We start from the raw sequence: 12,829 nt of genomic DNA, 5'->3' as shown, positions 1-12,829 counted from the left end.
AAGTATTCAACACACTGATCGACACCTATAAAAAAGGTGACCGCAAAGTCACCTTTTTCTGTAGGAGCTGTAGGAATGATTACCTCACCCCTGTACTCCGCAGCGCTGCTGGCGTGTAATCACCTGCCTTGGCATCGATACCGAATTCGAAGCTGCGCTTCTCTTCGTTCTTCATCCCCAGGGCAATGTAGCGACCGGCAATCAGGTCATACAGCGCTTCAACGGTATAGGCCGGCACCTGGTGATCGTAGTAGAACTGGGCGTGCCCTTCGGCTACACGCCAGAGCTGACCGCGACCGTCGTAGTGATCCGCCAGCGCCACCTGCCAACTGTCTTCATCGATGTACATGTGCCGCTTGGCATATACATGCCGCTCGTTTGGCTTGACCGTGGCAACGATCTCCCACACCCGGTGCAACTCGTAGCGGGTCAGGTCCTGATTGATGTGCCCGGCCTTGATCACATCGGTGTACTTGAGGTCGGGCGAATCGAGCTTGTAGCTGTTGTACGGGATGTACATTTCCTTCTTGCCGATCAGCTTCCAGTCGTAGCGATCCGGCGCGCCGGAAAACATGTCGAAGTTGTCGGTGGTGCGCAGCCCGTCGGACGACGTGCCGACGCCGTCATAAGCCACTTGCGGTGCACGCCGCACACGGCGCTGACCCGCGTTGTAAATCCACGCCTTGCGCGGCTCCTTGACCTGATCAAGGGTCTCGTGAACCAGTAGCACGTTGCCCGCCAGCCGTGCCGGCGCCGTCACTTCCTGCTTGAAATAGCTGAGGACGTTTTCGTCGCTGCCCGGCTTCAGATCCCCCAGCAGCGAAGGCACTGCGACTTCATCCTTGAAGCGGATCACCGTGAAATCGCCATTGGACTGCGGCGTGGCCTGGGTGATGGTGCGACGCAAATTGCCGCCGTGATAACGGGTAACGTGGTTCCAGATCACTTCGACGCCGTTCTTCGGAATCGGAAACGCGTAGTAGCGATTGCCGGTGAAATTGGCCAGGCCATTGCCATCGTTGATCGGCGTCACGTTCAGCGCGCTGCGCTTGGCCGACTCGTAGATGTCCGCAGGCAGTGCCACCGTGCGATGGGTCGGGTAGACCGGGATCTTGTAGGTCTCCGGGTAGCGCTTGAACATCGCGATCTGGCCGTCGGAGAGTTTGTCCTTGTACTTGTCGACCGTTGCCGCGGTGATGGTGAACAGCGGTTTTTCATTGGCGAACGGGTCGGCCAGGAAACCTTTGCTGTCCACCGCGCCGGCGTTTTTCGGCAGGCCGCCGGTCCAGGCCGGAATCGAGCCATCGGCGTTGCCGGCCTTTTCGGCGCCCAATGGCGTCAGGCTGGTGCCGAGTTTGTTCGCTTCTTCCGGCGACACCGCGGCCATCACATCGACAGCCAAAAGGCTCAGGGCCAGAACGCCGCATTGCAGAATCATCTTGCGCATTGAAATCATCCTTCTCAGCCAGATCAGAAGTTCACGCCAAAGCTCAACGCCAGGAAGTCGCGATCTTCCAGGGTGTTGTAGTCACCACCGAAGAAATCGGTGTAACTCAAGCTCGCGGTATAGGTGTTGCGATAGTCCGCATCGACGCCGACGCTAATCGCCTTGGCGCCTTCGTTGAACAGACCGTTTGGGCCGTAACCGGCGACGTCGTGGGACCACGACAGGTTGGGTTTGAAGTTGATCCCGGCGATCACGTTGTTGTAATCAAGGATGGCGCGGGCGCGGTAGCCCCAGGAGGTCGAGGTGACGAAACCGTCCCTGTCACCGCGAAAACCGTAGGCGCCATACACCGAGTCACGGCCATAACGCAGCTTGTTGCGGGCTTCCAGACCACCGACGTGGACAACCGCCGCCTCACCCACCAGAGTCAGTCGGTCGGCTCCTGCAACCTGATCGATGAAGTGCGTCAGGGTGCTTTGGACCTGCGTCACTTCCTTGCGGCGATAGCCCTTGTTGTCGGCGCCGGGCCGAGTGGCAATCGGCGAAGCCGCGCCGCCTGCGATCGGGTTGAGCAAGGCCAGGGTCAGGTCGGTGCTGTTGACCTGCACCGGCAGGTTCGGGCGATAGCTGATCTCACCAGTCCACGCTGTGCCGGTGGGCAAGGTGGTGGAGAAACTTGCGCCGTAGAGGCGGATGTCTTCCGGGTACTCGAGGTAATACTGGCCGCGACCGAGCATCACACTCTGGGCCAGTGCCGAACCGCTGCCGGGGGCAATGGCGTTGGCGGCACCGACGATGGCCGGGATCCGTGCCAGCGTACTCAGCCCGGCGGTGGTGGTGCCGACATTCGGTGTGCGGCTGTGGTAGTTCATGAAGTACAGACCGTACTCGGTGTCGTCACCCAGCCAACGCAACGCGGTGCCCCATTGCCCGGAGTCGCGGGCATCGCGGTCGCCGCCACGGGGAACAATCACACCTTCCCTGCCGACCTGGAAGCCCTGGCCGAAAGCGGCGGCGATCGGTTGCAGCGGCGCGATCGCCGGGCTGGCGACGGTATATCCCGTGGTGCATCCGTCCGCCGCCACGTCACCACCGAAGAACGTGCCGCAGTTGTCGAGAACGGTCTGATCCCACTCCAGCTGATAGAAGCCTTCCACGGTGAGCTTGTCGGTCAGGCCTTGCGAGGCGAACAGCATGTTCACCGGAATCAGGCCCTCCTTGATCTCCGCGCCAGGACGGCGGAACGCTGAAACGTCGACCGGGTTGATGCTGTTGATCGAGTTGCCGATGAAGGTACTTTCACCCCAACTCACCACCTGTTTGCCGGCGCGCACAGTGCCCGGCAGATCGGCAATGGAGTAGTTGTGATAGACGAACGCATCGAGGATTTGCGCACCAGCGGACTTGGAGCCCTCCTTGCGATTGTGATCGCTGATCGGCTTGAACTCGCGGTCTTCGTCCTTCAGTTCGAAGTCGTACCAGTACTTGCCACGGACGAACACGCCGGTGTCGCCGTACTTCAGTTCGAGGTCGTGAATGCCCTTGAAGATCTTGGAGTATGTCTCGCCCTTCTTGAAGTTCAGTCGCCCGTCGTCACCGGTGGACGCCTGGCCGGTCCCGCCGTTGACGATGCCTACCAGCGACTTGTCGGCATCGCGCATGCCCCAGCTCGCACCGACGGACAGCGAGGAGTCGAACGTCCCTTCGATTTCGCCAATGTTGAATGAAACGGCCTGCGCCTGGGCACAGCAACCCAAGGCAACCGCAGCGGCCAGCGCCTGCGGTGTGAAGATGGCGCGCATTGTTGTTTTTGTCATGCGTCTTCCCCGGTGAGTGACAGAAGGCCACACCCTACTGCCGCAGTTCGGGGGCGATAAGCGCACCAAGGAGGTATTCGCTGTGTACCTCTAAAGGATGAATGGGTTTGCGGGGCGAGGGTTTGCGCGAGGTATGGATGGAGTGGATAAGGGTTCATCAGTCAGATGCATGAGCGCGGCACTGTTGCCCAGCCTGCAACACTGCATGTCTGAAATCGCTATTTTTCCTTCGGGCTCAAGCGCTTATTCTTACCGGGCTTTCAAGGCAAACCGCCTGACAGCACACAGCGATGGCGTGTGATCAGTCCACGCGATTGGCAACCGATTTCAGATGAATCGAAGGTTTCGACTCATCGCCCCGTGCTCACTGACGTTGATTTGTAGCTCCTTGATCCAACGTCTTGTTTTGGCCGCTGCGTTTGCAGCGGCCTTTTTTATGGGCGATGGTTTTTTGAAGGATGGCAGGTCTCAGGCGAGCCCTGCCGAAAGCGGAGGAATCAGAGCGCGTACTTCTGCAGATTTCCCATCATCTCCTTCAACGCTTCAATGTTGTCCTTCGGATGCGCGGCCCCTTCAAAATCACAAATCTGCTGCCAGTGCTCAGCAACATCTTCCGGCGAAAAACCGACCCGCGGATCGAACCCGGCACCCAGGCTACGCTCCCAGCGCACCTTGCCCATCCAGCCGCCGCCGACTTCGAACAACCCCGACGTTTCCTGGCAATTCTCGCTGGCGAGGTACACCACCAGTGGACTGACCAGTTCCGGTTTGAGTTGCTCGAACACTTGCGGCGGGATCAGGCCTTCGGTCATGCGGGTGCCGCCGGTGGGGGCGATGGCGTTGACCAGGATGTTGTTTTTGCGGCCTTCGATGGCCAGCGTGCGGGTCAGGCCGTAGAGGCCGAGCTTGGCCATGCCGTAGTTGGACTGGCCGAAGTTGCCGTAGATGCCCGAGGTCGACGCCGTGAAGATCACACGACCATAGTTTTGCTCGCGCAGGTGCGGCCACGCGGCGCGGGTCACTTTGTAGGCACCTTCAACGTGGACGCGGTAAACCACGTCCCAATCGACGTCGTCCATTTTGTGGAAGGTTTTGTCCCGCAGGATCCCGGCGTTGTTGACCACCACGTCGACACGGCCAAAGGCGTCGAGGGCGTGTTGCACCAGTTTGTCGCCATCGGTGACGGAGTCATGGTTGGCCTCGGCGGTGCCGCCGGCTTCGCGAATTTCAGCCACGACACGGTCTGCTGCAGAAGCGTTTGCGCCTTCGCCTTGAGCCGAACCGCCGAGGTCGTTAACCAGCACCTTCGCGCCCTGTTTCGCGAACAACAGCGCATGGGCGCGCCCGAGGCCACCACCGGCCCCCGTGATGATCACGACTTTATCTTCGAAGCGCACAGGCTCATTCATTGGGGGGACTCCAGCAGGCCAAGGGACAATGAGTACGAGTCTCAGGCAAGGCGCTGCCGGTCACAATGAACACAGGTGAGGCTGAATGGTGCTCGATAAGGCTGGGGGATAATCAGGAACAGGCCGCCTTCAGCGGCGGCGCAATCAGCCGATCGCGAAACGCCAGATAGTGTTTCAGCACCTGCGCTGGCGATTCCGTTTGCGGGTAGTGACCAATGCCGGGCAACAGCACCGTATCCGGTTTAGGGATCAACTCCCGATAGCGCTCGACCATGTGCGTGCCGGAGATCGGATCGGCCTCGCCATCGATCACCCGCAGCGGCACATCACCGCGCTGCATCGCGCTGACCCAACGTTCGCGCTGGACGCGTCGTTCAGGAATGTAGGCAATCAGTTTGTGCATGATCCGAGGCCCGTGATTGCTGTCCACCAGGCTCCAGAAATCATCCATCTCACTCTCGGTAGGACGGCTTTGCGGTCCGAAGATCTGCCGGAAACTCTTCACCAGCCCATCCCGGGAAAAGGCTCGGCCAATCATCCAGCCCAGCGGGCTGAGCAACAGTTTCTGCATCAGTACCGGGCGATGGGTTTCCGGAAACAGGCCGCCATTGAGGAACACGCAACTGGCAAGATGAATGCGCGATTCGTAATGCCGGGCGAGCAGTTCCTGAGCCACGCTGTCGCCATAATCGTGGGCCAGCACGTGCACCGGCTGTTCGACATTCAAATGCGCCAGCAATGCCTGTTGCAGATCGGCCTGCTCCAGCAGGCTGTATTCGTGGTCCACCGGTTTGGCGGAATCGCCGAAGCCAAGCATGTCGCAGGCGATCAGCCGATAGCGCTGGGCCAGCGGCTGCCACAGGTAATGCCAGTCCCAACTGGCCGTCGGGAAGCCATGGATGAGCAGCAGCGGCTCACCCTGCCCTGCCGTCCAGTAACGAATGGTCTGGCCACGGAATACGAACGTCTGGCCGCGTTTGCGCCAGACACACAGAGGGATCTCGGCGAGTGGCATCAAAGTTTATAACCCGGGTCTTGTTGATCGAGTTTGCGCAGCAACGCTGGCCAGGCCAGTGCGCCGCCCATCCCTTGTGCACTTTTGGTGACGCCGGCGATCATCGCCTTGGCGCCCGCCAGAATCTGCGGTTCGATAGCGATCAGTTCGGCACCACCGTTCTGCGCCATCACCTGGATATCGCAGGCGCGCTGAAAGGTGAACATCATCAGGAACGTATCGGCGATGGTGCCGCCACAGGTCAGCAGACCGTGATTGTGCAGCATCAGGAAATTGCTTTCACCAAGATCGGCTTGCAACCGCGCCTTCTCTTCATGGTTCAACGCAACGCCTTCGTAGGCGTGGTAGGCCAGGCTGGACAGGACAAACAACGACTGCTGACTGATTGGCAGAATGCCTTGCTTCTGCGCCGACACCGCAACGCCTGATGCCGTATGGGTATGCAGCACGCAAACCACATCGTGACGAACTTCATGCACGGCGCTGTGGATGGTGTACCCCGCCGGGTTGATCTCGTAAGGGCTGTCCATCAGTTTGTTGCCGGCCTGATCGACCTTCACCAGGCTCGACGCCGTGATCTCGTGAAACATCAGCCCGAACGGGTTGATCAGGAAGTCTTCGGTGCCGGGCACCTTGGCAGAAATGTGGGTGAAAATCAGATCATCCCAACCATGCAGGGCGACCAGGCGATAACAGGCCGCCAGATCGACGCGGGCCTGCCACTCGGCGGCGCTGACCTGGTCTTTGACGCTGAAGGACGATTGAAGGGGGGCTACGCTCACGGCAAGGAACCTCGCTTATTATTTTGGAGTGTTTCCAATGACTACCGAGTCTAGTCAGCCCTCGAGGTTCGTGTAGTTGCATTGGCAGCCAGCTTGATGGCCTAACGAGTCAGTGCGCAAACAAGCGTGGATTCATGTCAAAGTACCGACGCCAGTAACGGCGCAGCGACCCTGTTCAACAGCCCCCTCGCCACTGAACCACCCTCACCGTCAAACGATCCGCAAGCCTGACTTGCACGGCTGGGCGAACGGCCCAGTCAGCCCCGCAGGGCCGTGACCAGTTCCGCCAGCCAGGGCTCGGCATCGGTTTCCGGCGTGACGCTTTCGCTGGCGTCCAGACGCAGCATCGGCAGCACTTCGCGGATGCCCAGTTCGCCGAACAGTTCACGCATCAGTTCGCCGCCGCCGCAGAACGTGTCGCCGTAGCTCGCATCACCCAGGCCGATGACAGCGCCCGGCAAACCACGCCAGGCCGCCGGCAACTGATCGCGAATAGCGAAATACAAGGGTTGCAGGTTGTCCGGCAGTTCACCCATGCCGGTGGTCGAAGTCACCGCCAGAAAGGCTTCGGGGCCGAAGGCCTGAACATCGGCGAGGCTCGCACGCGGGTTGTGGAAGGTTTCGAATCCCGCAGTTTTCAAAATGTTCGCAGCGTGGCGGGCGACTTCTTCAGCCGTGCCGTACACCGAGCCGGAAAGGATGGCGACTTTCATCAATCTGATCCTGAAGCTGAATAAAAGACCGGGATATTAACAGCAGAGACCTCATTGTTCTTTTAGAATGCAGAGCGTCAATCAATCAGGAAGGGATTCTTCAATGATCAACGCGCAACTGCTGCAAATGGTGATCAACGCGTCCAATGAAGGCATCGTGATCGCCGAAAAAGAAGGTGAGCACGACAACATCCTGATCTACGTCAACCCGGCGTTCGAACGCATGACCGGTTACACCAGCGAAGAAATTCTCTACCAGGATTGCCGCTTTCTGCAGTCAGGCGACCGCGATCAGGACGCACTGCCGTTGATTCGCGAGGCGCTGGGTAGCGGCGGTTCCTGCAGGGAAATCCTGCGCAATTACCGCAAGGAAGGCACCCCGTTCTGGAATGAACTGTCGCTTTCGACGGTGAAAAATCCGAGCGACGGTCAGACTTATTTTGTCGGTGTGCAAAAAGACGTCACCGTTCAGGTCAAGGCGCAGCAGCGAGTTACACAGCTTGAGACGCAAGTGGCCGAGCTGCAAAAAGAACTGGCTGCGCTAAAAGCGACGAACGGCGAAAACAAAACCAAGAATTGATTGTCATTAACTACAATCACCGGTGGCTATGTAACTATTTCTTTCGAGCAGACCATGCAACGCGACGCGCTCCTGACCCAGGATGAGCTGGATTTTATCCAGACCATGCAACACAACCCGCAACTCAATGTGCGGGATGCGACGTCGAGTCTGCTCGTCAACGGTGGTTCGCAAATCCGTGACTTGCTCACGCGCCTTGCCGCACATGAGCAGGTCACCATCCAGGCCAATTTCGAAAATCAGCAAATGACCTTCCCGCTACATCTGGTGGAAGACGAGTTTCATGCGCTGCATTTACGCCTCGGCGTCCCCAGCATCTATGAAGACGGGCCAATGGTCCGGCCATGGCGCCTGGTACTCGAAGAGCCGGTCGCGCTGGAAAACGCCAGTGGCCAGCCCGGTACGATGTGGGTGCACGAAGTGTCGTTCAAAGGCGTCTTGCTGGAAGTTCGCAACAAGACAAAAGCGCCCAAACATTTCGCGTTGTGGTTCAGCCCGTCAGGCTATGAACGAATCGCGATGCGCGGCACCTTCGAGAAGGAAACCGAAAACGGTTTCTACGCGTATCAGTTGAGTCAGAGCGACACCGACGAAACCGAGCGCCTGCGCCAGTACATCCTTCAGCAGCATCGGCTGACGCATCCCGCCCTGCACCTCTGATTCAGGTATCCAGGTTGCCTGCCAGGAACTGTTTCAGACGCTGACGCATCACCATTCCCTCGTTACCCAAACAGCCAATGGACGAGCCTCTCAGGCTATCCTGCGCCATATCCGATGCATCGCCGGCGAGCATCAACTGGCAATCCAGGCTCATGGCCAGCCGGTTCAAACGCCGCGGCAGCTCAGGGGCAGGTGCATGATTGGACACCAGCACCAACGCCTTTGGCTTGACTCTTTCGCAGACCAGGGTCAGTTCGTCCAAGGGCTGACCGAGCGCCAACACTTGAATCGCCGAATCGACACTGCTCAGAAACAGCGCCGTGAGCAGCACTTCAAGCTCGCGACATTGATCGTTAAGGGCACCGACGATCACGCGACGCGGCTGCATGACACGCGCCAGCAGCAGCCGTTGCAACACACGAGAACGCAGAAAGCCGTCCAGGAATAGCCACTCGCTTGTCTGGCCGAACCCTTCATGGCGTTGCAGCAATTGCTGCCAGAGCGGAATCAGAATGTCCTGGAACGCCACCGTCAGGGGGTAACTGGAAAAGATCTGTCCATAGACTTGCTCCAGCTGGACCTCATCGAACGCGCTGACGGCTGCTTTGACCTGTTCCTGCCACTGCGCGTAGTCCGCTTGCACCAGTTCATTGGGGATGAGGTGCGACAGCGCCTGAAGCGGCGCGGTCCTGGCCAGGATCTTGCCGACCTTGCTGACGGCAACGCCGCGGTCGAGCCAGGCAAGGATACTGTGGATCCGCTCGATATCGGCTATCGAGTACAGCCGATGCCCGCTTTCGGTGCGCATTGGCTGGATCAGGCCATAACGGCGCTCCCAGGCTCGCAACGTGACCGGGTTGACGCCTGTCAGCCGAGACACCTCGCGGATCGGAAACAGCTCTTCCCGTTCAATCGGAACAGAGCTCTGAGTACCAGGGACATCGTCAGTCAGGACAGGCATTGGGCAGTCAACGTCCGTGTTTAAATTGGATCCCGTTCTAACCCTCTTGCCCCATGATCATTCAATACATAGATGTGCAACGATTGTCAGGGGCACAACCTGTAGAATCCGGAATAATCCTTGCTTGTTCCGAGACGTAGCCCACCACCCCGGCGCTGCGTCTGGCGAAGCTCCTACCCGGAGTTACGCGATTGTCATATGGAGATACATAATGTCTACCTCACCCGTCACGCTGATGGTTGCGCGCCGCGTCGCCGATGGGCGTTATCAGGACCTGATGGCCTGGTTGCGCGAAGGCGAACAACTGGCCACCGACTTCCAGGGTTATCTCGGCTCAGGCGTGCTCGCCCCGCCGCCCGACGATGACGAATTCCAGATTATTTTCCGCTTCGCCAACGAGCAGACCATGCACGCCTGGGAGCACTCCGCCTCGCGTACCGCCTGGCTTGCACGCGGCAGCGATCTGTTTGCGCATAAGACGGAACATCGCGTGAGCGGCATCGAAGGCTGGTTCGGTGCTGCCGGCCAACGTCCGCCACGCTGGAAACAAGCCGTGGCGATCTGGCTGGCGTTCTTTCCGGTGTCGTTGCTGTTCAACTTTTTGTTGGGGCCGTTGCTCGGCGAAATGAGCCTGCTGCCTCGGGTGTTGATCAGCACGCTGTGCCTGACGCCGTTGATGGTTTACTTCTTCATTCCACTGTCGACGCGGATGCTGGCCGGTTGGCTGAACAGCGCGGCATCGCGACCGTTGCCAACCGAACACTCCACTCAAAACCACTGATCCCCCTCCTGTGGGAGCAAGCCTTTGTGGCGAGCGAGCTTGCTCCCGCTGGGCTGCGTAGCGGCCCCTATTGTGAGTGCTGCGCACTCAAGCGGGAGCAAGCTCCCTCGCCACAGAGGCTCGCTCCCACAAAGGATGCTCCACAATAGGTAGTCCGCTCCCGTCGCTGGTATAGTTTTGCTCTTACCGCGACGCGAGCCGTTCATGACTTCTTCATCCGCTCCGATCCTGATTACCGGTGCCGGCCAGCGTGTCGGCCTGCACTGCGCGCAGCGTTTGCTCGAAGACGGCCATGCCGTGATCTTCAGCTATCGCACTGAACGCCCCGGTGTACAGGCATTGCGTGATCTGGGGGCGACGGCGGTATTCGCAGACTTTTCTACCGAAGCCGGAATTTTCGCCTTCATCAGCGAACTGAAAACCCACACAGACAGCTTGCGCGCGATCATCCACAACGCCTCCGAATGGCTGGCCGAAACGCCAGACACCGACGCCGCAGCCTTCACCCGCCTGTTCAGCGTGCACATGCTGGCGCCCTACCTGATCAACCTGCACTGCGCCGACTTGCTGCAACGCTCGAGCCCGGCCGACATCGTGCACATCAGCGATGACGTCACTCGCAGGGGCAGCAGCAAACACATCGGCTACTGCGCCAGCAAAGCCGGGCTGGACAGTCTCACATTGTCCTTCGCCGCGAAGTACGCACCAGACATCAAGGTCAACGGCATCTCCCCAGCCCTGCTACTGTTTAATCCCGACGACGACGCGGCCTACCGCACCAAAGCCCTGGCCAAGTCTGCGCTGGGCATCGAACCGGGCAGCGAAGTGATCTACCAGAGCCTGCGTTATTTGCTCGACAACCCTTATGTCACCGGCACGACCCTGACCGTCAACGGCGGACGGCACCTCAAATAGATTGGCCCGCGAGGATGTTCCATGACGTTATCCCTGACCCAGAGCTATCGCGAGATCCTCATCGGCCTCGGTGAAAACCCCGAACGCGAAGGCTTGCTCGATACGCCGCTGCGCGCGGCCAAGGCCATGCAGTACCTGTGTCACGGTTATGAACAGTGTGTCGAAGAAATCGTCAACGGCGCGTTGTTCGCCTCCGACAACGATGAAATGATCATTGTCGACAACATCGAGCTGTACTCGCTGTGCGAACATCACCTGCTGCCCTTCATCGGCAAGGCGCATGTGGCTTATATTCCAACGGGTAAAGTGCTGGGTCTGTCGAAGATTGCGCGGTTGGTGGACATGTTCGCCCGTCGCCTGCAGATCCAGGAAAACCTCACCCGGCAAATCGCCGACGCGGTGCAACAGGTGACCGGTGCCGCGGGTGTCGCGGTGGTCATCGAAGCACAGCACATGTGCATGATGATGCGCGGCGTCGAGAAACAGAATTCGACCATGAACACCTCGGTGATGCTCGGCGCCTTCCGCGAGTCGAGCAACACCCGCCAGGAGTTCCTGCAATTGATTGGACGGAGCAAGTAGCAATGCCACAACTTCAACCAGGAATGGCACGCATCCGGGTCAAGGACCTGTGTCTGCGGACGTTCATCGGGATCAACGAGGATGAAATCCTCAACAAGCAGGATGTGTTGATCAACCTGACCATCCTGTACGCCGCTCAGGAAGCGGTGCGTGACAACGACATCGATCACGCACTCAATTACCGGACCATCACCAAGGCGATCATCGCCCACGTCGAAGGCAATCGCTTCGCCCTGCTTGAGCGGCTGACCCAGGAAATTCTCGATTTGGTCATGGCCAACGCGTCGGTACTGTACGCCGAGGTCGAAGTCGACAAGCCCCACGCCTTGCGTTTCGCCGAGTCGGTGTCGATCACCCTGGCTGCAAGCCGCTGACCGCGTCTGGCGCATCGCGCGCCATGCTTTTATCATCCGCGCCACGATTCGATTGCACAGAGCCCATCATGACTGACCAACAACGCCTCGAACTTGAAGCCGCCGCCTTCCGCCGGCTGGTCGCGCACCTGGACAGCCGCAAGGATGTGCAGAACATCGACCTGATGAACCTCTCGGGTTTCTGCCGCAATTGCCTGTCCAAGTGGTACAAGGCCGCAGCAGATGAACGCCAGATCGAGGTCAGCCTCGATGACGCCCGCGAAGTGGTCTACGGCATGCCGTACGCCGAGTGGAAAGCCCAATACCAGCAAGAAGCCAACGCCGAACAACAAGCGGCGTTCGCCAAAGGAAAACCCAATGAGTGATCTGAACACCCTGCGCGCCAGCCTCAAGAGCGGCGAACACGTTTTTGCCGACACCCTGGCGTTCATCGCCGCGGGCTACGACTACCAGCCTCAGGCCTTCAACAACGGCGGCGTGGAAAATGCGGCCGGGCAGAATGAAGGTTCGTGCAAGACCTTGGGTCTGGCGCTGCTGGAAGGCCTGAGCGATGAAGAAGCGCTGTTGGCGTTTGGCGAGCATTACCGTTCGGTAGTGGCGACGCCTGAAGGCAGCGATCATGGGAATATTCGTGCGTTGATTACCCACGGCCTGGCCGGTGTGAAATTCACCCAGCAGCCACTGACCCGCCGCTAATTAAAGCCCGCAAAAAACACTCTGAATAACACTGACCTGTGGCGAGGGAGCTTGCTCCCGCTGGACTGCGTAGCGGTCCCTATTTTTTGGGGCCGCT

15 protein-coding genes are annotated in these 12,829 nt (G+C 59.2%); 8 read left to right on the top strand and 7 right to left on the bottom strand.

What is annotated here, in order from left to right:
* Positions 1–79: 79 nt before the first annotated feature.
* The 6 genes from KJF94_RS01335 to KJF94_RS01310 form a co-directional block, all read right to left on the bottom strand.
* On the bottom strand, positions 80–1,447 hold the full coding sequence (locus KJF94_RS01335) for a DUF1329 domain-containing protein (protein ID WP_214380716.1): 1,368 nt from the start codon (positions 1,445–1,447) through the stop codon (positions 80–82).
* 23 nt (positions 1,448–1,470) lie between these two features.
* Positions 1,471–3,264 carry a DUF1302 domain-containing protein gene (locus tag KJF94_RS01330; RefSeq protein WP_214380715.1) on the bottom strand — a complete coding sequence of 598 codons (1,794 nt, stop codon included), beginning with the start codon at positions 3,262–3,264 and terminating at the stop codon, positions 1,471–1,473.
* A 497-nt stretch (positions 3,265–3,761) separates the two neighbouring features.
* Positions 3,762–4,673, bottom strand: coding sequence for an SDR family oxidoreductase (locus KJF94_RS01325; protein ID WP_214380714.1), 912 nt, complete (start codon positions 4,671–4,673; stop codon positions 3,762–3,764).
* Between the two features lie 112 nt (positions 4,674–4,785).
* A complete protein-coding gene (locus tag KJF94_RS01320; protein ID WP_214380713.1) occupies positions 4,786–5,688 on the bottom strand; it encodes an alpha/beta fold hydrolase in 903 nt (300 codons plus the stop codon).
* Positions 5,688–6,470, bottom strand: coding sequence for a class II aldolase/adducin family protein (locus tag KJF94_RS01315; protein WP_214380712.1), 783 nt, complete (start codon positions 6,468–6,470; stop codon positions 5,688–5,690). The genes KJF94_RS01320 and KJF94_RS01315 overlap by 1 nt, the downstream gene beginning before the upstream one ends.
* A 257-nt stretch (positions 6,471–6,727) precedes the next feature.
* Positions 6,728–7,183 (bottom strand): flavodoxin, encoded by a 456-nt coding sequence (locus tag KJF94_RS01310; RefSeq protein ID WP_084318142.1) that lies wholly within the window; start codon positions 7,181–7,183, stop codon positions 6,728–6,730.
* Between the two features lie 103 nt (positions 7,184–7,286).
* Here KJF94_RS01310 and KJF94_RS01305 point away from each other — a divergent pair, with 103 nt between their 5' ends.
* Complete coding sequence (locus tag KJF94_RS01305; RefSeq protein ID WP_214380711.1) at positions 7,287–7,763, top strand: PAS domain-containing protein; 477 nt, start codon at positions 7,287–7,289, stop codon at positions 7,761–7,763.
* Between the two features lie 54 nt (positions 7,764–7,817).
* Entirely contained in the window at positions 7,818–8,423 is a 606-nt protein-coding gene (locus KJF94_RS01300; protein WP_214380710.1) for a hypothetical protein, read from the top strand.
* Position 8,424: 1 nt separating this feature from the next.
* On the opposite strand, the gene KJF94_RS01295 is transcribed toward KJF94_RS01300, so the two are convergent.
* Positions 8,425–9,384, bottom strand: a complete 960-nt coding sequence (locus tag KJF94_RS01295; RefSeq protein WP_214380709.1) for a MerR family transcriptional regulator — start codon at positions 9,382–9,384, stop codon at positions 8,425–8,427.
* A 211-nt stretch (positions 9,385–9,595) separates the two neighbouring features.
* On the opposite strand from KJF94_RS01295, the gene KJF94_RS01290 reads away from it, so the two are divergent.
* The 6 genes from KJF94_RS01290 (at position 9,596) to KJF94_RS01265 (ending at position 12,732) form a co-directional block, all read left to right on the top strand.
* Complete coding sequence (locus tag KJF94_RS01290; RefSeq protein ID WP_214380708.1) at positions 9,596–10,165, top strand: putative antibiotic biosynthesis monooxygenase; 570 nt, start codon at positions 9,596–9,598, stop codon at positions 10,163–10,165.
* A gap of 204 nt (positions 10,166–10,369) precedes the next feature.
* The gene (gene folM / locus KJF94_RS01285; protein WP_214380707.1) at positions 10,370–11,080 is read left to right on the top strand and encodes a dihydromonapterin reductase; all 711 of its coding nucleotides are present in this window, start codon (positions 10,370–10,372) and stop codon (positions 11,078–11,080) included.
* Positions 11,081–11,101: 21 nt separating this feature from the next.
* A complete protein-coding gene (gene folE / locus KJF94_RS01280; RefSeq protein WP_214380706.1) occupies positions 11,102–11,662 on the top strand; it encodes a GTP cyclohydrolase I FolE in 561 nt (186 codons plus the stop codon).
* A gap of 2 nt (positions 11,663–11,664) precedes the next feature.
* Positions 11,665–12,036, top strand: a complete 372-nt coding sequence (gene folX, locus KJF94_RS01275; RefSeq protein WP_007970304.1) for a dihydroneopterin triphosphate 2'-epimerase — start codon at positions 11,665–11,667, stop codon at positions 12,034–12,036.
* A 68-nt stretch (positions 12,037–12,104) separates the two neighbouring features.
* The gene (locus tag KJF94_RS01270) at positions 12,105–12,401 is read left to right on the top strand and encodes a DUF1244 domain-containing protein (RefSeq protein WP_008150700.1); all 297 of its coding nucleotides are present in this window, start codon (positions 12,105–12,107) and stop codon (positions 12,399–12,401) included.
* Complete coding sequence (locus tag KJF94_RS01265; protein WP_214380705.1) at positions 12,394–12,732, top strand: HopJ type III effector protein; 339 nt, start codon at positions 12,394–12,396, stop codon at positions 12,730–12,732. The genes KJF94_RS01270 and KJF94_RS01265 overlap by 8 nt, the downstream gene beginning before the upstream one ends.
* Positions 12,733–12,829 lie beyond the last annotated feature (97 nt).

The organism is Pseudomonas hormoni, assembly GCF_018502625.1.
Classification (GTDB): domain Bacteria; phylum Pseudomonadota; class Gammaproteobacteria; order Pseudomonadales; family Pseudomonadaceae; genus Aquipseudomonas; species Aquipseudomonas hormoni.
This window is presented reverse-complemented; position numbering and strand designations above follow the sequence as displayed.

Bases quoted from the DNA above. Each gene is read 5' to 3' on its own strand.
- KJF94_RS01335 (WP_214380716.1), bottom strand. From the start codon at position 1,447: ATGCGCAAGATGATTCTGCAATGCGGCGTTCTGGCCCTGAGCCTTTTG.
- KJF94_RS01330 (WP_214380715.1), bottom strand. From the start codon at position 3,264: ATGACAAAAACAACAATGCGCGCCATCTTCACACCGCAGGCGCTGGCC.
- KJF94_RS01325 (WP_214380714.1), bottom strand. From the start codon at position 4,673: ATGAATGAGCCTGTGCGCTTCGAAGATAAAGTCGTGATCATCACGGGG.
- KJF94_RS01320 (WP_214380713.1), bottom strand. From the start codon at position 5,688: ATGCCACTCGCCGAGATCCCTCTGTGTGTCTGGCGCAAACGCGGCCAG.
- KJF94_RS01310 (WP_084318142.1), bottom strand. From the start codon at position 7,183: ATGAAAGTCGCCATCCTTTCCGGCTCGGTGTACGGCACGGCTGAAGAA.
- KJF94_RS01305 (WP_214380711.1), top strand. From the start codon at position 7,287: ATGATCAACGCGCAACTGCTGCAAATGGTGATCAACGCGTCCAATGAA.
- KJF94_RS01300 (WP_214380710.1), top strand. From the start codon at position 7,818: ATGCAACGCGACGCGCTCCTGACCCAGGATGAGCTGGATTTTATCCAG.
- KJF94_RS01295 (WP_214380709.1), bottom strand. From the start codon at position 9,384: ATGCCTGTCCTGACTGACGATGTCCCTGGTACTCAGAGCTCTGTTCCG.
- KJF94_RS01290 (WP_214380708.1), top strand. From the start codon at position 9,596: ATGTCTACCTCACCCGTCACGCTGATGGTTGCGCGCCGCGTCGCCGAT.
- folM (WP_214380707.1), top strand. From the start codon at position 10,370: ATGACTTCTTCATCCGCTCCGATCCTGATTACCGGTGCCGGCCAGCGT.
- folE (WP_214380706.1), top strand. From the start codon at position 11,102: ATGACGTTATCCCTGACCCAGAGCTATCGCGAGATCCTCATCGGCCTC.
- folX (WP_007970304.1), top strand. From the start codon at position 11,665: ATGCCACAACTTCAACCAGGAATGGCACGCATCCGGGTCAAGGACCTG.
- KJF94_RS01270 (WP_008150700.1), top strand. From the start codon at position 12,105: ATGACTGACCAACAACGCCTCGAACTTGAAGCCGCCGCCTTCCGCCGG.
- KJF94_RS01265 (WP_214380705.1), top strand. From the start codon at position 12,394: ATGAGTGATCTGAACACCCTGCGCGCCAGCCTCAAGAGCGGCGAACAC.